Raw genomic sequence first — 20,426 nt, 5'->3', positions numbered from 1 at the left:
AAATTTAGTTATTAGTTTTCAGTTCCAGCTCCCAACTCATAACTTCCAACTAACCGCTAACCCCTAATCACGCGATTTCAAGCAAATCATAAACGGTCCTTTTCCTTCGTCCCTATCCTTCCGATCCAAATTTTTGCCGCGCAACTCTTCCACAAATAAAAAAGCGAAAAATTCTGCGAAATTTTCCTAAAGAAAATACGTCCATAACAAAAAATCCGAAAGCAGAAGCTCTCGGATTTTCATTTTCTTATCCTTCGCTAGAATTTGACAACCGGCAAAAGAACCGGCACAAAAGCCATCGCAGCCAAAACCAGAGCTGCAACAACCACGCCAAATCGCAAAAGGAATCGGGTGGAATTGCTGACGCAACAGCAGCATGGATGCGACTCGTCTGCGGGAGCGGGAGCAAAAAGTGCTATGGCAATCCGCAAGTAATAATACATCGCTACAATGGAAAGGGCAAAACCAAATGCGGCCAAGGCAATGTACCCCGTTTTGACAACGCCAGTAAAGAGGACGAATTTGGCGAGGAATCCCGAAAGCGGCGGAAGTCCGGCCAAGCTGGCAAGGCAAATCACCGCAGCGACTCCTTCCAACGGATGACGACGACCGCGTCCACGGATATCGTCCAGATTTTCCTTGGCATCGCCTTTCCCGCTAAACGCCGCAATGGCGGCAAGAGCACCCGAAGAACCAATGGCATAGGTGATAAGGAAGTAGTACATAGTTCCCAAATCTTTGAGCAAAAGACCGAGGACGATAAATCCCGCATTCATCACCGCAGAGAAAGCGAATATCCGGCGAATCGACTTTTGCACCAGCCCGGAGAACGCGCCGATGACAATGGAAAGGATGCCCACGACAATGATGACCGGAGCCAGCTTTTCAAATCCGGAGCGCATCCAAAGAGCACCGAGAGCACTCAATGCGCCGACCTTGATAACCGCCGCCATAAAACCGGTAACGGCCACAGAGGCTCCGGTATAGACGTCGGCGACCCAGAAATGTACCGGAGCGGCTCCCGCCTTAAAGAGAAGAGCAAATGCCGAAATCAGAACGCCAAGCGAATACAGGCTTTCGCGGCCAGCAATCTGCTTACCGCCAAAATGCGTAGTTCCCGTTGCGCCATAGACAAGCGCCATCCCATAGAGGAAAAGGACGCTGAAAACGGCACCGGTGACAAAGTATTTGAAAGTCGCTTCGTTGGCATTGCGATCTTTTCTGCGGAGTCCGACCAAACCGTAAACCGGATACGCGGCAAGTTCCATTCCGATGAACAGCGGGAGGAAATCCACCGACTGCACCATCATCATCACACCGACCGTAGCCAAAAGAGTCAGTCCATAAGGCTCGCCCGCCGGATATTTTTCCCGAGCGAGTGTCACCTGCAAACCGCCAATGCCGAGGAACGCGCAAAGAAGGACGGTCGCCAGCAAAAACATGCGCAAAGTATCCAGTTCCAAAAAGCCGAACAGCGATTCAGCCCCGACATGGACAAAGCGCAAAGAAACAAAACCCAAAAGCAAAAAGGCACTTGCCACCCAGGGAAGAACTTTCTGCTTATTTTTGTCGGCGATAAAAGGTTCCGTTGCGATGCACACCATCGCGCCCAAAGCGACGATGATCATCGGCAAGAGATTCATCAAACTAGCGGACGTCATTTTGCGCCTCCCCGTTTTCTGTTTTCATCTCGGTATTTTTTTGCATTTCAGAAGTCTGCATTTGATTTGTTGCGGAATCCAACTGAACGTCGGCAACCTGCGCCGAGCTGTCCGCAAAAGCCGCCATCACTTCAGCGATTTTTGCCGAATCCTCTGCGGAAAGCGGTTGAACTGCCGCCGCCGAAATCGCCGCTTCGATTTCCTCTTCTTGCTGCTGCGCAGACGTGGTGTAATCCAGCGTACGGGAAATCGGCTGCGGGTGAATGCCAAAAACAATCAAAAGGAGCAGGAGCGGAGCCGTCGCCACGGCATCGGCAATCGGAAAGCGCAACTTCTGCTGTTCTTCCGAAATTTCGCCCGGAAGCCCGAACAAAACCTTCTGAATCAGACGAAGCATATAGACGCCCGTCAAAATGATGCAAATTCCAGCAACGACTGCGGCGACTTTGCAAACGCCCCACAGGCCGACAAGCACCAAAAATTCCCCAATAAATCCCGCCGTTCCCGGAATAGCGATAGCCAGAACGCTCGCAATTCCAAAGAAGAAGGCAAAGACCGGATTGCGGTTTGCCAAGCCGCCCATTTTATCGAGCAGGCGATGGCCCGCAAAGCGTTCAGCAGAGCCCGAAAGAATGAACAACGCCGATGCTGAAAGTCCGTGCCCGACAAGCAAAACCAGAAGAGCCGGGAAAACGTCGATGGAAAGGGTAAAAAGTCCCGCAATGGCAAGTCCAAGATGGCTCATGGAACTGAAGGCGAGAAGTTTTTTGATGTCCTTTGCCCGCATCGCCATGAAGGCACCATAAAGAGCCGTCAAAAGTCCCATTCCCATCAGCAGCTTGGCGTTTTGGAAAGAGGCCGCCGGGAAAATTGCGAGAACCCAGAAATAGAATCCATAGACTCCCGCTTTAGACATGGCTCCCGTTAAAACCGCACTGAGTCCCGCAGGCGCTTCCGCGTATGTCTGCGCCTGCCAGCCGTGCAATGGGAAGAGCGGAGTCTTTACCCAGAAAGCCAGAGCGAAGCACCAGAAAAGAATTGCTTGGGTCGTTTCGGGAAGCGTTTGCGCCGCTTGGGCGACCGGAAGGATATAAGAAGTTCCCGCCATGGTTATCAAATACCAAAGCGCCACCGCCATCGGAGCGGAACCGACCAACGTGTAAATCGCAAAGTTGAGCGAAGCCGCGCGCCGTTCCTGTCCGCCGTAAGAACCGATTAAAATGGCCGCCGGGAATACAAGTGCTTCAAAGAAGAAGAAGAACAGCACCGCATCGATCGCGAGGAACGTTCCGTTCAAAGCTCCCAAAAGCGTAAAGAGGCCGACCGCATAATTGCGATAGTTGCTCCCCGCCGATTTCCTAGCGCAAATCAAGGCGGCAAGGGTGATGATATTTGCTAAAAACACCATCCACGCCGAAAAGCCATTGACAGCAAACGCAAAAGTTACCGTGACATCTGCGCCGGGAATGGTGAACCACTGAATCGGGGTCGTATTGTAATCGCCCGAAACCAGCAGGGAAAGCCCCGAAACAAAGAGGAGCGAAGAAAGAATAACCGCCAAGCGAGACGCCGAACGGGAATCTTTTCCAGAAGCGGCAAGCATCAAAAGAGCCGCAAGGAACGGAGCAAAAACCAAAATGTATAACATTAGAAGAGTCCTCCGCAGAAATAGACCGCAATGGCGATAAGTACCATGCCGGCAATGCTGAATCCCACTTGCAGGCGGATTTTACGAACCTGGAGGTTCCGGATTCCGTCACCTAAAATCAAGGCGATGGAGCAAATCATCCATTGCAAAATCTGAATGAACTTGTCGATGATGGCATCCACAAACCAAGCGGCAGCTTCAAAAGCTGTAATGAAAGCGTTGTGAATAAAATCAAAGAAGAACGTCCAGCAACCGGCTTTGCCTTCCGGAACTGTAGTCGCATTCTTTTTCAGTTCAGGAATGCGCTTGCGGGTGAAAATTTCGTAACCGACGAATGCGCCCGCCACCGCAGCAATCGTCCCTAGAATAGCGAACACCAAAACCGACGGTTCCATTTCCATTTCTGGGCGAACAGCCGCAGCAAATTTCTGTGCACCGTCCACGACCGGAGCGAGCCAGCGTTCAAACCAATTCGCACCCGAAACAAAGACATTCCAAGCGTATCCCGAAAAGGCGGAACCAATGGACAGAACAACCATCGGGAAAGTCATTGAAAGAGGTGCTTCGTGAATATGGGATTCCGGAAGGTCGCCGCGATACTTGCCCAAGAAAACGAGAACCATCAAGCGGGTCATGTAAACTGCCGTAATGACAGCGGTAATCAGACCGATTGTATAAAGAACAGGGCCAAGAGACGGGTTGAACGCAAAAAGACGTTCCAAAATCAGGTCTTTGGAGAAGAATCCGGAGAATCCCGGGAAACCGATAATAGCGAGATAGGCGAAAAGCATCGTCATTGCCGTAATCGGCGTTTTCTTGAGCAAGCCACCCATTTTGCGCATATCCTGTTCGCCAGCAAGAGCGTGCATCACCGCGCCCGCACCCAAGAACAAAGTCGCCTTGAAGAAAGCGTGCGTAAAGACATGGAAAATGGAAACGTCAAATGCAGCCGCTCCCGCCGCCATGAACATGTAACCCAACTGGGAAATGGTCGAATAAGCAAGAACCTTTTTGATGTCGTTTTGCAAAAGGCCAGCGATGGCCGCCCAGAAAGCCGTCAGCATACCCACAATAGCGATAATCGTCAGCACATAGGGAAGCCGCACGAACAAAGGCGAAAGGCGAGCGACCAGATAAACGCCGGCGGTCACCATCGTTGCCGCATGGATAAGAGCCGACACCGGAGTCGGACCGGCCATCGCATCGGGCAACCAAGTAAGGAGCGGAATCTGCGCGCTCTTTGCGGTGCACGCCCAGAAAAAGAGCAGCCCCGCCACCGTCAAAAGCGGAAGGTTCGCAATCAACACATCGCGAAATGCGGGATTCACAAGCCACGCCGTCAAATCCGCATAGTTCAAAAACGCCGAACCGCCAATGGTAACGAGAATCGCCATGCCGAGCAAAAAGCCGACATCACCGACCCGGTTCACCAAGAACGCTTTATTCGCCGCCTTGCAATTGTTCAAATCCTTATTCCAGAATCCGATAAGCAGGTAAGAGCAAAGCCCGACGCCTTCCCAGCCGAGGAAAGTCAGCACCAGAGAATCGGAAAGGACAAGCACGACCATGCTGAACAGGAAGAGATTCATGTAAGCAAAGAAACGGGCAAATCCGCGATCTTTGTGCATATAACCGGTCGAGTACAGAATGATGAGCGTCGCGATTCCCGTGATGAACAGGAGCATTGTCCGGGAAAGCCCGTCAAAAAGAAGCCCGAAATGGACAGAAAGCAACGGCGAGTCAATCCAGCTGCCGAGAGTCTGGTGAATGCCGTCTTGAGGCATGTTCCACGCCAGAAGTCCCGTGGCGACAAAAGCCAACAGCGGAAACAGAACGCCTAAAAAGCCGACAAGACCTTCGTCCGGACCTTTTTTGCTGTCCGAAGACGCGACCGCAATCAGGGCGAGAACGATTGTTCCTGCCAGCGGAAACAGAGGGATGAGCCAAAGAGGAATCATATTTTATTACCCCCTCATATTGGAATAATTGTCAATGTCCACGCTGTCCTGGTTTCTAAAAATCAGGATGACAATCGCCAGACCGACGCAAGCTTCCGCAGCAGCGACGGCGATGGTGAACAGCGGAACAATCTGCCCCACGACGCTTTCAACGCCGGGGAGCGTTTTAGAAAATCCGATGATGCTCAAGTTCACTGCATTCAGAGCGAGTTCAACGCCCATAAGAACAAAGAACACGTTTCGACGGCACAAGGCCGTTGCGATACCGAGCGACAGGAGAATGAGTGCCAGGATTTGCACATAAATCGCTTGCATTAGTGAACCTCCTCAGACTTTGCCGTTTCCGGATCCGAAGCGATGCGCTTGCGGGCGAGTATAACGGCTGTAGCCATTGCCGAAAGAAGAACCAGCCCAATGGAAAGGAATATCAGATAGTAGCCTTGCCCGCTGGCATTCATATCGAAAAGGGTTTTCGCCGTCACATCGACAGATCCCCTGACCGCGCCGGCATCAAAGTCGAAAGCGGAGCGGCAAAGAGCAACCGCTGCAAGAAGCGCCATTGCAATCACCGAAACTAGAACAAAAAGCGACGTCTTGTCAAAGCGTTTCGTGCGGTTGTCCCGAGAACCGTTCAGCACAAAAATGATGAACATGAGGAGCGTCATGATGGCTCCGGCATAGACCATCACCTGGACGACGCCGACGAAAGGACTTCCGAGCAAACCATAAATGCCCGCGAGCGAAAGCATCGTCGTCACCATGGCAATAGAAGCGTAGAGCGGATGCCGATTCAGCAAAATGCAAATGGAACAGCCGACCGCGATGACGGATAAAAGAATGAAATAAACGAGAGCTAGCATTATTGGACTTCTCCCCAAGCAGCAAGTGCCTGCTTGTTTTTTGTACCGCCGGGAGCGACCTGACTTTGAGGGTCATCCGGATAATCCTTGGGGTCCCAGTTGGTCAAATCGTAGAGCGAGACGATAAAATCTTCACGCTTGCGGTGCACAAAGCTTGTTTCACAAGTATCCATCCGAAGCGCATCCAGCGGGCAAGCTTCTACGCAAAGACCGCAGAAAATGCAAACGGAATGGTCTATATCAAAACGGGCGACGCGCTTTTCAATGCGTCCGTCTTCGGATTGCGCCGCTTCAATGAAAATGCAGTGCGCAGGGCAAGCCGTTGCGCACATAAAGCACGCCACGCAGCGCGGCGTTCCATCGGGACGAAGCATCATACGGTGCTTTGCGCGGTAATCCCTCGGAATGTAAGGCTTTACTTCCGGATAACCCGTAGTCGGCAGCGTTTCATAGCGGAAAAAGCCGCGAAGAAAATGCTTGATGGTGGTGTAAAGGCCTCGGAACGCTTCGAATATATACAAGCGTTCGATCCAGTTCATCGACTTGTGCTTTACGACGCGAACCATTAGTTGCCTCCCATGACGAGTTTGGCGATTATCGCCGTCACGACCAAGTTCAAAAGTGCGATGTTCAAAAGAATCTTCCAGCCGAGATGCATAATCTGGTCATAGCGGAAGCGCGGAAGCGTCCAGCGCACCCAAATCCAAACCCAGCAGAAGAATACGGTTTTAATCATCAAAACTAGGAACTGCAAAGCCGCCGTACCTAAAGCGGTGCCGATTCCATAAATCGGAAGGCCGTTCACCATCGTCGCTTCCGGATGGATAAAGAGACCGGAAACGATTGCCAAGGCAATGAACACGGGAACCGCAATCCAAGCGATGGTCTTGTAAAGCAGATACTCGCGGTTGATTTCCGCTTTGTTGGAAGCCTGTCCCTTGTTGAACGCTCGCAGCCAGCGATAAACCATGTGCAGGAACGCCAGAGCAAGGAATGCGCAAATGCCAAAGAGAACCGCCAAAACCGTTCCCAAATTCGCCTGAATATCGGCGGTCGTCATGAACGGAATCGAGTAGCCGCCCAAAAAGAGCGTCGCCATCAAAATACTGTTGATTCCGACGTGGCCGTATTCGCCCATGTAGAACATACCGAATTGCATGGCGCCGTATTCCGTGTGATAACCGGCAACCAGTTCCGGGTCGCCTTCCGAAACGTCAAACGGAGGACGTCCCGTTTCGGCGATGGCCGCAAGAAGGAAGCAGAAGAATGCGACCGGCTGAACGAAAATGCCCCAAGCGTGCTGTTCCTGCCAACCGACAATGCCTTCGACGCTAAAGGTTCCAGCGAGAAGCACCATGCCCATCATCGAAATTCCCAAGCAGACTTCGTAGCTAATACTCGTCGCCGTCGCGCGCAATGCGCCGAGGAACGGGAATTTGGATTTGGAAGCCCAACCCGAAAGCACCGTTCCAAAAACGGAAAGCGAAGAAAGCCCGAACATCAGAAGAATGCCGACATCCGTATCGATATTCGCCGCGGGAATATGCACAACCGTATCACCGAAAGTGAAATTCAATGAAGCGAAATACGGAAGAACGCAAGGCGTCAGGAGAGTGAGCCCAAAAGGAATCGCCGGAGCGAGCGCGAACAGGACTTTGTTCACATTCGCCGGAGCGTATTGTTCCTTGAAAAACAGCTTCAGACCGTCGCAGGCGTTTTGCACCCAGCCGAAAAACCGGACTTTCCCAAAGAACGGAAGCTTGACGTAGGAACGGTTCGGGCCTTGACGGTCCTGAATGAATCCGGCGCCACGGCGTTCCATCGGAATAAGAAGCAGAATGAAAAGCACGGGAACAAAGGCGAGGCAAAGCTTCGCCAAAGTCAGGAGCCATTCAATCCAGGTTTTGGAATCAATAATTTCCATCATACGGCAACTCCATCGAGCAATTCGCCCGTGCTATGGATCGCATCAAAAGAGAATTTGGCAAGAACCGGAGCAAACTCGCCCGCTTTCTGGTAAGCTACCGCGGCACTTTCCACGTTTTCACCGGCAAGGGCGAAAAGCACCTGATAAAGCGGAAGCAAGTCCGCGCTAGGAGCCGTAGGGGCCGCATTCAGTTTTTGCAAAATGGAATGCACGTTCACCATCGTGCCGTTCACTTCGGACCAATGATTGACGCCATAGACGATAGACGATTTTTTTGCGGTCTCGTCATTTTTTGCCGAAATAGCAATGCGGGTCGGAATCGTTTCCAAAGCGCTTGCCTTTTGAGCGTCGCTTCCCCACAAGTCGGCGGAAAGCGAAACCAGCGTTTTAAATTCGGACGCACGACGCGCCAGATCCTCTGCGGTCTGCGTAAAGCCGAAAAGCGCAAAGCCAGCGCGATTCGCCAACGGATCCCCGCTTTTGGAAATGCCGTCGGGAGATTTTACCGGTTCAAACGTGCCGACGAATACTTCCGCGCGATCGCCGAGCTTATGGACAAGAGTCTTAAGGGCAGCGGCATCTTCATTCGTCGCTGCGCCGCCGAGAACAAACGCGATTTTTCCATCGCCATTCAAGGCCGCCTGGACAGAATCCAGATTCCCGACAGGAAGACGATTTTTGGAAAATTCCTGAAAAGCCAAACGGCTCGTGTTCGAAATCCAAGTTCGATTCACCTGAGGATTGCAACGAGGCATCACTCGCCAGATAAATCCTTCATTGTGGTCAATCCAGATGTTCGCGCCCAAGGAATCGTCCATGGAAACGCTCGCCGTGCGCTTGAGCATCCAAGTCCGCTGCTGAAAACGGAAATACTTGGCCGTCAAAGCACCCGTCGGACAAATGTCGGAAACGCACAAATCGTATTCGTGATCCAGCTTGCTTCCGGGGAAAGTCGTGATGTAGGTTTTATCCGCTCGGGCAGCCAGTTGCAACTGCTCGTCGTGACACACGTCGCGCATAAAGCGGACGCAACGGTCACATTGCACACAGCGTTCTTCATCCAAAGAAATCCGTGGGCCAAGATCGATGCGCTTGCCACCGCGAAGCTGACCTTTGGTATCGTAGAATTGGTGATCGGGATTGCCGTGATAATTTTTGCCGATCTCCGGATAAAGATGCCCCGAAGCCTTGCCCGCTTCGACATAATTTTCCTGCAAAGAGCATTCGCCGGCCTTGTCGCAAATCGGACAGTCGAGCGGATGGTTCAACAGCATAAATTCGGAAACCGCGGAGCGAGCGCTTTTTACCCGTTCGCTGGAGCGCGGAGTAAACACCTTCATTCCTTCTTTCACCGGGGTGAAGCAGGAAATAATCAGCATTTTTCCACGCGGGCCTTCCGTTTCGACCAGACACTGGCGGCAATTGCCGGAAACCGGAAGATACGGATGGTAGCAGATGTGCGGAGTTTCGATGCCCACAGCTTTCAACGCTTCGAGCAGGTTCGTATCGCCAGGCACTTCCACATTTTTGCCGTCAACCTCGATAGTAACTCGGGGACTGTCGGCAGTCGGAAGGTGAGGCATGTTGTAATGATTGCTCATAATATTACCAGTATGCTCCCAAACGAACGGTTGATCTTAAACGAGGTTCCGCATGTTTCGGATTTTTTGCGATGTATTCTTCAAAGTCGGCACGATATTTTCTCGTGTACACGTTCAGCGGACCGCCCAAGGAAATGGAGAGCGGGCAAATCGTCGTTCCGCCAAAACCCGCGGAAATGCTTTGCAACAGCTCGATGTCGCCGTCGTGACCTTCGCCCTTGACAATGGCGTCCAGAACGCGCTTGGCAAATCCCGTTCCTTCGCGGCAGGGAGTGCATTGTCCGCAGGATTCGTGCGAGTAGAAATGCCCGAGAACGTCCAAAATATCGACCGCATTGTGCGAATCGTTAAAGACGATGATGGCGCCAGAACCGAACATGGTTTTCAGCGAAGCCATGCACTCATAGTCCAAAGTAGCGTGCTCGCATTCTTCGGGAAGAAGCGGCGGACAAGAAGAGCCGCCCGGAATGACGCCTTTCAGTTTTCCGATGACGCCCTGGCAGTATTCCTCGCTTTCGAGCATTTCCATGAGCGGAGTTCCCAAAGGAGCTTCGTAGATTCCCGGACGCTTGACGTCGCCCGAGACGCAAAAGACTTTTGTGCCGTGAGCTCTGGGAGTTCCCATTTTGGTGTATTCTTCGACTGGATGCGAAAAAATCCAAGGCAACGACATAATCGTTTCGACGTTGTTCACACAGGTCGGCGATGCCCATGCGCCAGCGACCGCCGGGAAAGGCGGCTTCAAACGGGGCTGTCCCTTTTGGCCTTCCAGCGAATTGATGAGAGCCGTTTCTTCACCGCAAATGTAAGCGCCGGCGCCACGATGGACGAAAATGTCAAAGCTGAATTGGGTTCCCAGGATGTTTTCACCCAGATAACCTGCTGCATACGCTTCGTTCAAAGCCTTGTTCACGCTTTCGATGCACGGCAGAAATTCGCCGCGAGCATAAATGTAGGCACTGCGGGCCCCCAGCGCCCATCCAGCGATAATCAGGCCTTCGATCAAACGATGCGGATCTTCCAAAAGCAAAAAGTGATCTTTGAACGTTCCGCCTTCGCCTTCATCGGCATTCACCACAATATAGACGGGCTTGCCCGTATTGCGGGGAACAAAGCTCCACTTCATTCCCGTGGGAAATCCCGCACCGCCACGCCCGCGAAGTCCAGAACGCTGCACGCGGTCAATCACTTCAAACTGGGACATTTCAAAAAGATGCTCGGAAATCGTAGAGTAGCCGCCGAGCTTCTTGTAGGCATCGATGCTCTGGGCGTTCTTTCCAAAATTTCCCGTACAAACTTTCATCGACTCTTGCATAATCAGACCTTCTTTGCCGTTACTGGTGCTGCGGAATCTTCGGGAAGCGGAGCCGCCTTGGCTTTAGAAACTGGAGAAGGCTTCGCCGTACGGGTTCCGCTCGTCGCAATCATCCGATATTCGTCACCGACTTTGCCCGAAGCATCTACAAACGTCTTGTCTTTAACGCCGGGTTTGCCGACTTCCGTCCAGGAACCGTTCATATTTTTTTCCACAGAAAGCTCTGTACATTCCGGAGCACTTTTCCAGGTAAGGGTCGCGCCGTTTTCATCGACAAGAGCGACGACATTCAAAACCGGAGCCGGAGGAGCATACGTCGGATTTTGCGGCTTTGCCGTCGCCCCGGGAGCACCCGGATGTCCGCCGTGTCCTTTCACCACGCCGCCAAGAACTTCCCGAGGAGGTTCCGCATTCGGGAATTTTTCTTCACGAGCGTAGCACCACTGCAAAATTTTATCAAAACGTTCCGGGGTCAAGCAAACGCCGGGCTTCATCACCAGTTCACCGTTTTCCACATCGGTCGCGTAGTCGTCGTTCACCAGCATCGCAGGAGCGTTTCCGCAAGCGGCAAGGCATTCCACTTCCACAATGGTGAAAAGACCGTCCGGAGTCGTTTCGCCCGGTTTCAAGTTCAGCGACTTGCGGGCGTATTCCAGCATGCTTTCCGCCCCGCGCAAATGGCAGCTCACGTTGTGGCAGAATTGCAAAAGAAATCTTCCCGTCGGAACGTGCTTGTACATCGTGTAGAAAGTCGAAACGCCGTAGGCGTGCGCCGGAGAACAGGCACAGACATCGGCAGCCCAACGAATCGCTTCGTGCGGAAGCCATCCAATAGCGTCTTGAGCAATCCACAGGACTTCAAGAAGCGCCCCCTGCTTCACAGGATAGCGGGAAAGCATATCGGCAACACGGGCTTTGATCGCCGCCGTTTCAAGCTTGGGGGCGATTTCTGCCCAAGTCGGCTGCTTTTGAATCGGATTAGCATGTCCAAATTGCTCTGCCGGAGACGGAAGCGTTTCGACCGGATTCGCTCCATGCGTATAGGCAAGCGTATTGTTCGCCACATCTTGAATGGCGCCTTTAATAATACTCATCTGTCCAATTCTCCCGCAATGATATTGATACTCGAAAGACAGGCAATGGAGTCCGCAATCAGATTTCCTTCGACCAGTTCATGGAAGGCCGCAAACTGCGTCAGGCAGGGCGGACGGACTTTTACACGCCAGGGATGACCGGAGCCATCGGAAATCAGGGTAAAGCCGAGTTCTCCGTTCGCGGTTTCGGAGCCGGAATAGTATTCCCCGGCTGGAATGCGAATGCCTTCGAGGACGCTTTTAAAGTGCCCCGCCAACGCTTCCATTTCTTGATAGATGCGTTCATGCGAAGGAATGCGGATGCGCGGGTCTTCGACGCTCACAGGGCCCGGAGCCAAGCGCTTCAACGCTTGCCGGATGATTTTCACGGATTCTTCCGCTTCGGCGAGGCGCACCATCAGGCGGTCATAAACATCGCCGTGAGTTCCCGTCACCACGTTCCAGTCGTAGGTTTCGTAATCCCAATACGGTTCGTCTTTGCGCAAGTCGCTAGCGACTCCGGTCGCCCGCAGACAAGGTCCGGTCCAGCCAAACTGAATTGCCTTTTCCGGGCTGATGTTTCCCACATCGACCGTTCTGTCCAAGAAAATGCGGTTTCTGTCAAAGCAAGCGTGCACATCGTGCAAGTTCTTTTCGACCTGTTTGCACACGCGAAGAACGTCTTCTTCAAAGCCTTCGTAAGTGTCGCGATAAAGCCCGCCGATTCGCCCATAGCTGTTCGTCAAGCGAGCACCGGTCAATTTTTCCCAAATGCGCATCGTCATTTCCCGGGAGTCGAACAGGTAAAAGAAACCTGTCGTCGAACCCAGGTCCTGCGCAGCGGCGGCAACGCAAATAAAGTGGTCCGCAATACGGGAAAGTTCATTGACAATCACCCGCAGCACTTTGGCGCGTTCGGGGATTTCGATACCGAGCATTTGTTCGGCTGCGCGGCAATAGGCAAAGTTGTTCATCATCGCCGAGCAATAGTCGAGGCGGTCCGTGAGCGGCAAAACCTGCTGCCAATTTCCCCGTTCCGCCATTTTTTCAAATCCGCGGTGCAAGTAGCCGATTTCGCCCACGGAAGCGACGATGTTTTCGCCGTCCAAAGCCGTAATGTAGCGAAGGCAGCCATGCGTGGCACCATGCGACGGGCCGATATTCAGCACCATCAAGTTCTTTTGTTCGCCATCAGGAGTGAGAACTTTCATTTCTTGATGCTCCCTTGCAAAAATTCAACTTCGTTCGGCAGGATTTCTTCCGGACGTTCCAAAATCTTGTAGCCTTTGGATTCCAGCCGCTTTTCCAGTGCCGGATACAGATAATCGTTCGTGGAAAGCCACTGGCGGCGATGCGCCGGATAATCCTTGCGGAGCGGATGCCCAACAAATTCAACATGGTTCAACAAGCGGCGCAAGTCCGGATGCCCGACAAAAGTCACGCCATACTGGTCATAAACTTCGCGTTCCTGCCAATTCGCAATTTCATAAAGATCGGAAATAGTCGGGATTTTCAAGTCCGCTTCTTCAGCAAAGACTTTCAAAATAAGACGCTTGGCCGGGTCATAGACGCTTTTGAAAACATATTCGACCGCAAACCGTGGTCCGGCGTAGTCTTTGAATCCCAAGTAGTCGATGCCGACAATGTCGAGCAGCATATCGAGTCCGAGTTCATCGCGGACAGCGAGAACCGCATCATGCAACCGAGCGCTATTCACGACGACCGTCAAGCTCCACGGATTTTTTTCGGAACGAACGCCTCCGAAATTTTCCAAGCGGGCAAGCGCCTGCTCTTCAAAGGACTTGCGGGCTTCGGCTGTCGCGACAACCGGTTCCTTCACATTTTCTTCAGAGACTGCCATTACGGATTCTCCTTCCAAAATTCAGCCTTGCGGATTGCGGAATCTTTGATGTTTTCCGCCTTTTCTTTCCATTCCCGAACTTTCTCGTGCGAATATTCCGCCAGTTCGGCTTTGGCCTGCGCCGTTTTAGCCTGCAAAGCTTCCCACTGTTCCTTCACACGTTCCTTGCGCTGCAGCATATAGGATTCGTCCGAAAGTTTTTTCTGGATTTCGAACATAGCATCGAAGAACGCCTCGGGACGGCTGGGGCAACCGCCGATATAAACATCCACAGGAATAATATTATCAATCCCGGGCACCGTGCAATAGCAATCGTAAATGCCGCCGGACGTTGCGCAGGCTCCCATAGCAATGACCCATTTCGGTTCCGCCATCTGCTCGTAAATACGTTTGAGAATCGGCGCCTGCTTGTAAGTAATCGTTCCTTGAACAGCCAGAACATCGGACTGGCGCGGTGTAAAGCGGACGTATTCGGACCCTATCCGAGAAAGGTCGTAGGGGCTTGTTTCCGTACTCATAAATTCAATCGCACAACATGCCGTTCCATAAGGGAAAGGCCACAGGGAGTTTTTACGTCCCCAGTTGACGATGAAGTCCAGTTTCGTTGTAAAGAAATTGGCTTCTTGGGCTTCAACTGCCATAGAGATACCTCGTAAATATCGGCTCCAAAATTAGCAATTTGAACGGCTTTTGCAAACGAAAACGCCAAAAATGTTCGCCCCGCATTCCTCGCTTAAAGAAACGTTCAAAATTTCCCTTTTCCTCTCCGGTTAAAATAGAGCCCCTCCTTTCTTGTGCACTGCACAAAATCGTTGCTATATTTGCACGCGATGAACAATCCCAATGAAAAGCCCTTGGCGGAACGTTTACGCCCGACTTCCCTCGACGAATTTTTAGGACAGAACAAAATTCTGGGAGACAAGAGCATGCTTCGGCAAAGCGTCGAAAGCGATTCCGTACCCAGCATGATTTTCTGGGGGCCTCCGGGCTGTGGAAAAACCAGTTTGGCCAACGTCATCCGGATGCACACCCAAAAGCGCTTTGTTTCCCTTTCCGCCGTAGAATGCGGCGTCAAAGAAGTCAAGGCGGTTCTCGCCGAAGCCAAAGCGAATTTGGAAATGGGCCTGAGGACGATTCTATTTATCGACGAAATCCACCGTTTCAATAAAAGCCAGCAGGACGCCCTTCTCAAAGCGGTCGAAGACGGAACGATTACGTTGATTGGCGCAACGACGGAAAATCCGGGGTTTGAAGTCAATTCAGCGCTCCTTTCCCGATGCCAGCTGATTCTATTCGCTCCGCTTTCGACGACGGAACTTTCCCAATTGGCGCTTCTCGCTCTCAAGGAACACCCCCGCGGGCTCGGGCTTCAAGACGTTGAAATTTCCGAAGAATCCATAGCAAAACTCGTCGCCCAAGCCGATGGCGATGCGCGTTTTCTGCTAAACCAAATCGAATGGATCGCCAAAAATTTGGGCGGGCGCAAAACCATCGACGAAAAAATGCTGGACGAAATCCAGTATAAAAAACCGCTCCGTTACGACAAGTCCAGCGAAGAACATTACAACCTGATTTCGGCTCTTCACAAGTCCGTTCGAGGAAGCGACCCGGACGCTGCCGTTTATTGGCTGCACCGGATGCTGCAAGGAGGCGAAGACCCGCGATTTATTTTACGCCGTCTTATCCGTATGGCGATGGAAGACGTGGGACTCGCCGATCCCAATGCGATTTTACTCGCTACCGCCGCCCGGGAAGCTTTTGATTTTTTGGGGGTTCCCGAAGGGCTCATCGGGCTGGATGAAGTTGCCATCTACTTGGCTCTTGCGCCCAAAAGCAACAGCGTAGAAGTCGCCAGCATGACCGCCGATCAGATTATCAAGCGGACGGGAACTTTGCCCGTACCAAGAGCGTTCCGCAATTCGGTCACCCAAGTCGGCAAGCAACTGGGTTACGGCAACGGCTACTTATACGATCACGACAGCCCAGGAGCCTATTCCGCACAAGAACATCTGCCCAAAGAACTTGTCGGCACAGAAATTTATACGCCGACAGAATACGGCAAAGAAAAAAAACTCGCCGACCGCCTCGCCGAATTAAAGGCCATCAAAAAAGCGAAGAGCGAGGAGAGAAAAAGTTATTAGTGGGTAGTGGCTAGGTGAAAGTGACCGCCTCATTCCTTACGCAAGTATGTTCAGTGTAGTCGCTCTTGCGCATCTGAAATGCGCCAAGCCTCTGTTAATCACACTCACATAATTGCGACTTTATGAAAGAATTTTGAAGCATTTTTTTGTTAGCAACCGTCATTTTTAACGACTTAACATCGACAAAGCTGGAACGATTTTATAACTTATTAAAATTTACAGTAACTTTTCATTTTTTAACGAGAATGCTTTATAAAAGCAAGATTATTGTTCGCATTGTTTTCTGCAACAGCTTTTGCAGAAACGGATTATAATGACGCCGTAAAATCTTTTAATAATTATCCTTCAAAAATTACAGAAGAAGTTCAATGGAATGTTCCTTATGACGAGACTTATTTGCCTTACAATGTTTGTGAGAATGTTGGGCTTCATTTGACAGACTGGAGTCCCTTCGACAAAACCGTCTGCGGAATTGCGTTGCTTGTTTCCGAAGGAAATGTGATTTTCGGGAAAGCACCTTCCGTTGAAGAATGCAAGGCATACGATGCGCCCAGTCTCTTGAATCTCCAGTATGTATGGAGGATTTGACATGAAGAATCTGTGCATTTTCCTTTTGGCGTTGCTTCTGTTCGCCTGTTTCGACGAATCTTCGGTAACGCAGGCCTACAGAGAGAAAGAATTCGATCCGGATTTTGGCTGGCGCAAGGGGGATTTCATCCCGGTGCTAGACGAATCCAAGTCGTTTGGAGGCCTGAAATCTATTTATCATGTCGGCGACAGGATTGTTCTGGTTGACGATTACTGGTCCAGCAACGAGTATACTTCCCTGGAGCCTGGCACCAATACCCCAAGGGTGTTCGCCTCGAAGATCGGATCGACTCATTGGGACGCACTTGTCAGTTCCGAGTGGATTCGTTACGTGTACGGGGACTCCACCGGCCTTTATGCCGGGACCCAGCTTAGCGGCAAGGTTCTGAAGTACGATTTCGATCGCAGTACATGGGACGTGATATATGCGCACCCATTTGATTCGCTCGGTTTGTACAACGTCTATGGAATTGCCATTTACCAAGGCCGCCCCGTTGTATGCCTTGCCGGCTTCGAGGACCGTACCGATAAGCGCAACGAAACCATAAAGCTTGCGATGAAAATGCAGACGGATACCGGATGGGTGGATATCACGTATAACTACGATTCGCCCAAGGAAAACCCGATGCAGTTCCACAAGGGGGTTGAGCTAAATGGCAAGTTGTACACGATTAGCGGTGCCCGTGGCATGTGGCGCTATGACGGCAGCTGGAAAAAGATGGCGAAATATCCATACCCTAGTTGGGCAACATGGCTTGATGAAAATGATACGACAGAGATTGTCATGGACATCGTAGTGCATAAGGGTAAAATCTATGTTATAGGTCAATATTCTTCTACCAGCATCCTTGAATATGACGAAGCATTGGACTTGTGGAACCCTATAGACAGCGTCATTGAGACCTACGACGAGACTATTGACACGACGGACCCTTTTGCCGACCCCTATCGTGGGCATAGAGTTTATAAGAGCGGTCCGTTTAACCGTTTTTCCTTGGCGTCGGATGGAAAACATTTGTTTGTTGCAGGTAGTAATGCGGCACCTTATGTTTACATGGGTGACTATGGAGAACCCTATGGAAATGAGGAAAAGGGCTGGCGATGGGTTTTTGGCAACTTGTGTTCCCACCTAAGTTGCCTTGTTCGCGACGCTTCTTTTGATATGGTTGCCGTCGGTGACACCCTGTATGTGGCGAATTGGGAAGCCCTTTTGAAGTTCCCGTTGAAGGATTTGGACGAAGCCATTTCGGATCAGGAATCCTATCCGTCGATTGAATAAAGTCTAACAAGGGGAAGCTCTGTCGCCACCTTATCCACCAAAGGGCTAGTGAAAATAAGAAAGGGCGACTTGTCGGCAGTTAGGGCGGTCTTCCGACTTCAGCCTTATTCCATCTTTTCTTTGATTTTCTGGCGAAGATTTTTCAATTTCCAGCGGGTTCGCTTGTCTTCGACGACAAACGTCGGGCGAACTCCGCGTTTTAAAGCTTCTTCGACCATTTGCAAAGCTTCCTGATAACGCTTTTGGTCCGTTCGCAATTCCGCAATAAAGAGCATCGTATTGATGTCCTCCGGTTCTTTTTGATGCGCCATCACTAAATACTTATCTGCCAGATCTTTATCGGGCCAGTTCAAAAGAATGGGAATGTAAGGGAGCAACTGATGCGCTCGTCCCAAAAACTGCCAGTTTTCCGCTTCTGTGGAAAGATCCCGCACTTTTTTGGCAATGCCTTCTTTAACCGCCTGAAACGCTCCATATTCGTTCGCCCACAGCGAAAGATTTTGAGCATAAAGCGAAATGATAACCTTGTTTTTCGGGTATTTCGCATACATTTCTTCGCCGAATTTTTTGGATTCGGCAAAAAGCTTCAAACGGGTCTTGTGATCCGAAACCGCATAACAGCCCTTAAAATAATAGGCATACAAAAGACGCTCTGCCGCTTTTTCTTGCACCGAAGAATCTTTCAGCGCACGTTTATAAGCGTTGATCATCTTTTCAACAATGGAAGAATCCGCATGGTCGTTTTTGGAATTTTGCGCTCGGTTATCAAACCAATAATTTCCCGTTTCCAAATCTTTGTTGGCAAGAGCGATTCCCGCCAGCAAAAAAAGGCAAACAACAATGCGAAACATCGCTTTCCCGGCTAGATTTTCCAAGTCTGAAGAAGCTTGTTCACCGAAGCAATCCGGCTTTTTTCTTCTTCAGTTCCATGGAATGCCTTAAAAAGAAGGTTGCGATACTCCATAAGAGCTGTGCGGATGATGACTTTTTCTTCTTTCTTGAGCATAGTAGCTATAAATTAAAAATCTTTGTCCGCTTGTTTGTTACGATTTATTGCTTTTTACGTTTTTGTTTTCCGTTAAAGTAATCCAATTGCCGAGTAGAGCCGAGAACGGCGTGCCAAAGCGGGCTATCGGGCTTGATTTTACGGCGTTCGCTGACAGCAAAGTCGATAGGAACATGCGTAAATTTTCCATTCATGCTGCCCACGACCATATTCGTTTTGCCAGCCATCCCCGCATGGACGGCATTTTCTGCAAGCTGATGACAAAAAATGGCATCGGTTCCTTTGGCGGGAATACTGCGGACCGTGTAACTTGGGTCAAAATATTTGATGTTGATTTCCATTCCGATTTTTTTGAAATGCTCATCGATTTTTTCCACCAGATAGTCGCCGATATCGTATTTGAGGATATTTCCCGAAGCATCCTTTCTTTGCGGAAGACCTTTGAACAAATGCTGTCCCGCACCTTCGGCGACGACAACAACGGCGTGCGTTTTGCCGATGGCATAGCGATTTTCCAAAGCGTTAAACAGCCCGCCTTCACCCTCTAATTTAAAAGGAACTTCGGGAATCAGGCAAAAGTTCACAACGGTCGTAGCCAAAGCGGCATCGGCAGCAATAAATCCCGAATCCCTTCCCATCAGCTTGACAAGTCCAAGCCCATTGTAAGCACCATTCGCTTCACAATGCGCACTATTGATGACTGCACAAGCGGCCAAAACAGCGGTTTCAAAGCCGAACGTCCGGTCCACCAAATTCAAATCGTTGTCAATGGTTTTAGGAATGCCTATCACCGAAATCGGCTGATGACGGCGCTTGACTTCTTTAGCGATATCACGGGCTCCCCGAAGAGTACCGTCCCCGCCAATGCAAAAAAGCATATTGATGTTCAAGCGCATGAGCGTATCCACCATCACTTCAGAACTTTGTTCGCCACGGGAACTGCCCAAAATCGTGCCGCCGTCTTCCTGGATATTATCGACAATGTCCGGATCCAAAATCTTGGGAGCGTATCCATAATCCGGATTCAATCCGCGATATCCGTAAGGAATGCCGAAGATATTGCGCACGCCATAATCAAACCACAGAACACGAACAAGGCTTTTAATCACATTGTTCAAACCGGGGCAAAGCCCGCCACAAGTGACAATCGCCGCCCGAGTCCAAGACGGGTCATGATAAATCATTTCGCGAGGTCCCGCCGCTTCCAGCGAAGGAATTCCTTTGCTCGAATGGACAAATTTTTCCAAGGACTCCACATCCGTTGCCAAACTGACGCGTTTGCTGTCGTCAACGAATTTCAGTCCTTTCATCGGGGAAACCAAAGTGCCTTTGCCAACGGTTTCAATGGAAAGATCGTAGTTGTCCGGGTTTTCGAGAATGTCTTCCTTTGTCATAAGAGCCTCGCTTTTCTGCTTGGAAATTTAAAAAAAGATGGGCGACAAAGGTATAACCATTTTGAGATAAAATGTTTGCTGGATTTTTTTGATTCTTAAAAGGTCTTCGGCCAA

General features: G+C 50.8%; 19 protein-coding genes. 3 read left to right on the top strand and 16 right to left on the bottom strand.

Annotated elements, in window-relative coordinates:
• Positions 1-257: 257 nt before the first annotated feature.
• Genes B5D40_RS04600 through B5D40_RS04540 form a run of 13 tightly spaced genes read right to left on the bottom strand, consistent with a single transcriptional unit; the run spans position 258 to position 14,551 of the window.
• Positions 258-1,661, bottom strand: coding sequence for an NADH-quinone oxidoreductase subunit N (locus B5D40_RS04600; RefSeq protein WP_078775956.1), 1,404 nt, complete (start codon positions 1,659-1,661; stop codon positions 258-260).
• Positions 1,648-3,309, bottom strand: a complete 1,662-nt coding sequence (locus B5D40_RS04595) for a complex I subunit 4 family protein (RefSeq protein WP_078775955.1) — start codon at positions 3,307-3,309, stop codon at positions 1,648-1,650. The genes B5D40_RS04600 and B5D40_RS04595 overlap by 14 nt, the downstream gene beginning before the upstream one ends.
• Positions 3,309-5,267 (bottom strand): NADH-quinone oxidoreductase subunit L, encoded by a 1,959-nt coding sequence (gene nuoL, locus B5D40_RS04590; RefSeq protein ID WP_078775954.1) that lies wholly within the window; start codon positions 5,265-5,267, stop codon positions 3,309-3,311. The genes B5D40_RS04595 and nuoL overlap by 1 nt, the downstream gene beginning before the upstream one ends.
• Positions 5,268-5,273: 6 nt before the next feature.
• Positions 5,274-5,582, bottom strand: coding sequence for an NADH-quinone oxidoreductase subunit NuoK (gene nuoK / locus B5D40_RS04585; protein ID WP_073304792.1), 309 nt, complete (start codon positions 5,580-5,582; stop codon positions 5,274-5,276).
• A complete protein-coding gene (locus tag B5D40_RS04580; protein WP_073304794.1) occupies positions 5,582-6,127 on the bottom strand; it encodes an NADH-quinone oxidoreductase subunit J family protein in 546 nt (181 codons plus the stop codon). The genes nuoK and B5D40_RS04580 overlap by 1 nt, the downstream gene beginning before the upstream one ends.
• A complete protein-coding gene (locus tag B5D40_RS04575) occupies positions 6,127-6,693 on the bottom strand; it encodes a NuoI/complex I 23 kDa subunit family protein (protein ID WP_233126510.1) in 567 nt (188 codons plus the stop codon). The genes B5D40_RS04580 and B5D40_RS04575 overlap by 1 nt, the downstream gene beginning before the upstream one ends.
• Positions 6,693-8,054, bottom strand: a complete 1,362-nt coding sequence (locus tag B5D40_RS04570; protein ID WP_233134326.1) for a complex I subunit 1/NuoH family protein — start codon at positions 8,052-8,054, stop codon at positions 6,693-6,695. The genes B5D40_RS04575 and B5D40_RS04570 overlap by 1 nt, the downstream gene beginning before the upstream one ends.
• Complete coding sequence (locus B5D40_RS04565; protein ID WP_233134325.1) at positions 8,051-9,637, bottom strand: NADH-quinone oxidoreductase subunit G; 1,587 nt, start codon at positions 9,635-9,637, stop codon at positions 8,051-8,053. The genes B5D40_RS04570 and B5D40_RS04565 overlap by 4 nt, the downstream gene beginning before the upstream one ends.
• A gap of 22 nt (positions 9,638-9,659) precedes the next feature.
• Complete coding sequence (nuoF, locus tag B5D40_RS04560; protein ID WP_073304798.1) at positions 9,660-10,970, bottom strand: NADH-quinone oxidoreductase subunit NuoF; 1,311 nt, start codon at positions 10,968-10,970, stop codon at positions 9,660-9,662.
• Positions 10,971-10,972: 2 nt separating this feature from the next.
• The gene (locus B5D40_RS04555) at positions 10,973-12,064 is read right to left on the bottom strand and encodes an NADH-quinone oxidoreductase subunit NuoE family protein (protein ID WP_078775952.1); all 1,092 of its coding nucleotides are present in this window, start codon (positions 12,062-12,064) and stop codon (positions 10,973-10,975) included.
• The gene (locus B5D40_RS04550) at positions 12,061-13,254 is read right to left on the bottom strand and encodes an NADH-quinone oxidoreductase subunit D (protein WP_078775951.1); all 1,194 of its coding nucleotides are present in this window, start codon (positions 13,252-13,254) and stop codon (positions 12,061-12,063) included. Before B5D40_RS04550 ends, B5D40_RS04555 begins: the two co-directional genes overlap by 4 nt.
• A complete protein-coding gene (locus tag B5D40_RS04545; RefSeq protein ID WP_073304804.1) occupies positions 13,251-13,904 on the bottom strand; it encodes an NADH-quinone oxidoreductase subunit C in 654 nt (217 codons plus the stop codon). Before B5D40_RS04545 ends, B5D40_RS04550 begins: the two co-directional genes overlap by 4 nt.
• Positions 13,904-14,551, bottom strand: coding sequence for an NADH-quinone oxidoreductase subunit B (locus tag B5D40_RS04540; RefSeq protein ID WP_369832920.1), 648 nt, complete (start codon positions 14,549-14,551; stop codon positions 13,904-13,906). The genes B5D40_RS04545 and B5D40_RS04540 overlap by 1 nt, the downstream gene beginning before the upstream one ends.
• A 183-nt stretch (positions 14,552-14,734) precedes the next feature.
• On the opposite strand from B5D40_RS04540, the gene B5D40_RS04535 reads away from it, so the two are divergent.
• From B5D40_RS04535 to B5D40_RS04525, 3 genes are all read left to right on the top strand, one after another.
• Positions 14,735-16,045 carry a replication-associated recombination protein A gene (locus tag B5D40_RS04535; RefSeq protein WP_078775949.1) on the top strand — a complete coding sequence of 437 codons (1,311 nt, stop codon included), beginning with the start codon at positions 14,735-14,737 and terminating at the stop codon, positions 16,043-16,045.
• Positions 16,046-16,321: 276 nt separating this feature from the next.
• Positions 16,322-16,633, top strand: a complete 312-nt coding sequence (locus tag B5D40_RS04530; protein ID WP_143394512.1) for a hypothetical protein — start codon at positions 16,322-16,324, stop codon at positions 16,631-16,633.
• 1 nt (position 16,634) lies between these two features.
• Positions 16,635-17,912: a Kelch repeat-containing protein gene (locus tag B5D40_RS04525; protein ID WP_078775947.1), complete on the top strand. Its 1,278-nt coding sequence runs from the start codon at positions 16,635-16,637 to the stop codon at positions 17,910-17,912.
• Between the two features lie 104 nt (positions 17,913-18,016).
• Here the strand turns inward: B5D40_RS04525 and B5D40_RS04520 are convergent, their stop codons facing one another.
• From B5D40_RS04520 to B5D40_RS04515, 3 genes are read right to left on the bottom strand one after another with little or no spacing between them, the layout of a single operon-like run.
• Complete coding sequence (locus B5D40_RS04520; RefSeq protein WP_078775946.1) at positions 18,017-18,763, bottom strand: hypothetical protein; 747 nt, start codon at positions 18,761-18,763, stop codon at positions 18,017-18,019.
• Between the two features lie 11 nt (positions 18,764-18,774).
• Positions 18,775-18,918: a hypothetical protein gene (locus B5D40_RS15560; RefSeq protein ID WP_158222186.1), complete on the bottom strand. Its 144-nt coding sequence runs from the start codon at positions 18,916-18,918 to the stop codon at positions 18,775-18,777.
• Between the two features lie 44 nt (positions 18,919-18,962).
• Positions 18,963-20,312, bottom strand: coding sequence for an ATP-dependent 6-phosphofructokinase (locus B5D40_RS04515; protein ID WP_078775945.1), 1,350 nt, complete (start codon positions 20,310-20,312; stop codon positions 18,963-18,965).
• Between the last annotated feature and the right edge of the window lie 114 nt (positions 20,313-20,426).

This window comes from Fibrobacter intestinalis, from assembly GCF_900167415.1.
Classification (GTDB): Bacteria; Fibrobacterota; Fibrobacteria; order Fibrobacterales; family Fibrobacteraceae; genus Hallerella; species Hallerella intestinalis.
This window is presented reverse-complemented; position numbering and strand designations above follow the sequence as displayed.

Excerpts from the sequence above, each read along its gene's own strand:
- B5D40_RS04580 (WP_073304794.1), bottom strand. The coding sequence starts at position 6,127 with ATGCTAGCTCTCGTTTATTTCATTCTTTTATCCGTCATCGCGGTCGGC.
- nuoK (WP_073304792.1), bottom strand. The coding sequence starts at position 5,582 with ATGCAAGCGATTTATGTGCAAATCCTGGCACTCATTCTCCTGTCGCTC.
- B5D40_RS04525 (WP_078775947.1), top strand. The coding sequence starts at position 16,635 with ATGAAGAATCTGTGCATTTTCCTTTTGGCGTTGCTTCTGTTCGCCTGT.
- B5D40_RS04565 (WP_233134325.1), bottom strand. The coding sequence starts at position 9,637 with ATGCCTCACCTTCCGACTGCCGACAGTCCCCGAGTTACTATCGAGGTT.
- B5D40_RS15560 (WP_158222186.1), bottom strand. The coding sequence starts at position 18,918 with ATGCTCAAGAAAGAAGAAAAAGTCATCATCCGCACAGCTCTTATGGAG.
- B5D40_RS04575 (WP_233126510.1), bottom strand. The coding sequence starts at position 6,693 with ATGGTTCGCGTCGTAAAGCACAAGTCGATGAACTGGATCGAACGCTTG.
- B5D40_RS04555 (WP_078775952.1), bottom strand. The coding sequence starts at position 12,064 with ATGAGTATTATTAAAGGCGCCATTCAAGATGTGGCGAACAATACGCTT.
- nuoL (WP_078775954.1), bottom strand. The coding sequence starts at position 5,267 with ATGATTCCTCTTTGGCTCATCCCTCTGTTTCCGCTGGCAGGAACAATC.
- B5D40_RS04600 (WP_078775956.1), bottom strand. The coding sequence starts at position 1,661 with ATGACGTCCGCTAGTTTGATGAATCTCTTGCCGATGATCATCGTCGCT.
- B5D40_RS04550 (WP_078775951.1), bottom strand. The coding sequence starts at position 13,254 with ATGAAAGTTCTCACTCCTGATGGCGAACAAAAGAACTTGATGGTGCTG.
- nuoF (WP_073304798.1), bottom strand. The coding sequence starts at position 10,970 with ATGCAAGAGTCGATGAAAGTTTGTACGGGAAATTTTGGAAAGAACGCC.
- B5D40_RS04595 (WP_078775955.1), bottom strand. The coding sequence starts at position 3,309 with ATGTTATACATTTTGGTTTTTGCTCCGTTCCTTGCGGCTCTTTTGATG.
- B5D40_RS04520 (WP_078775946.1), bottom strand. The coding sequence starts at position 18,763 with ATGTTTCGCATTGTTGTTTGCCTTTTTTTGCTGGCGGGAATCGCTCTT.
- B5D40_RS04545 (WP_073304804.1), bottom strand. The coding sequence starts at position 13,904 with ATGGCAGTCTCTGAAGAAAATGTGAAGGAACCGGTTGTCGCGACAGCC.
- B5D40_RS04515 (WP_078775945.1), bottom strand. The coding sequence starts at position 20,312 with ATGACAAAGGAAGACATTCTCGAAAACCCGGACAACTACGATCTTTCC.
- B5D40_RS04535 (WP_078775949.1), top strand. The coding sequence starts at position 14,735 with ATGAACAATCCCAATGAAAAGCCCTTGGCGGAACGTTTACGCCCGACT.
- B5D40_RS04570 (WP_233134326.1), bottom strand. The coding sequence starts at position 8,054 with ATGATGGAAATTATTGATTCCAAAACCTGGATTGAATGGCTCCTGACT.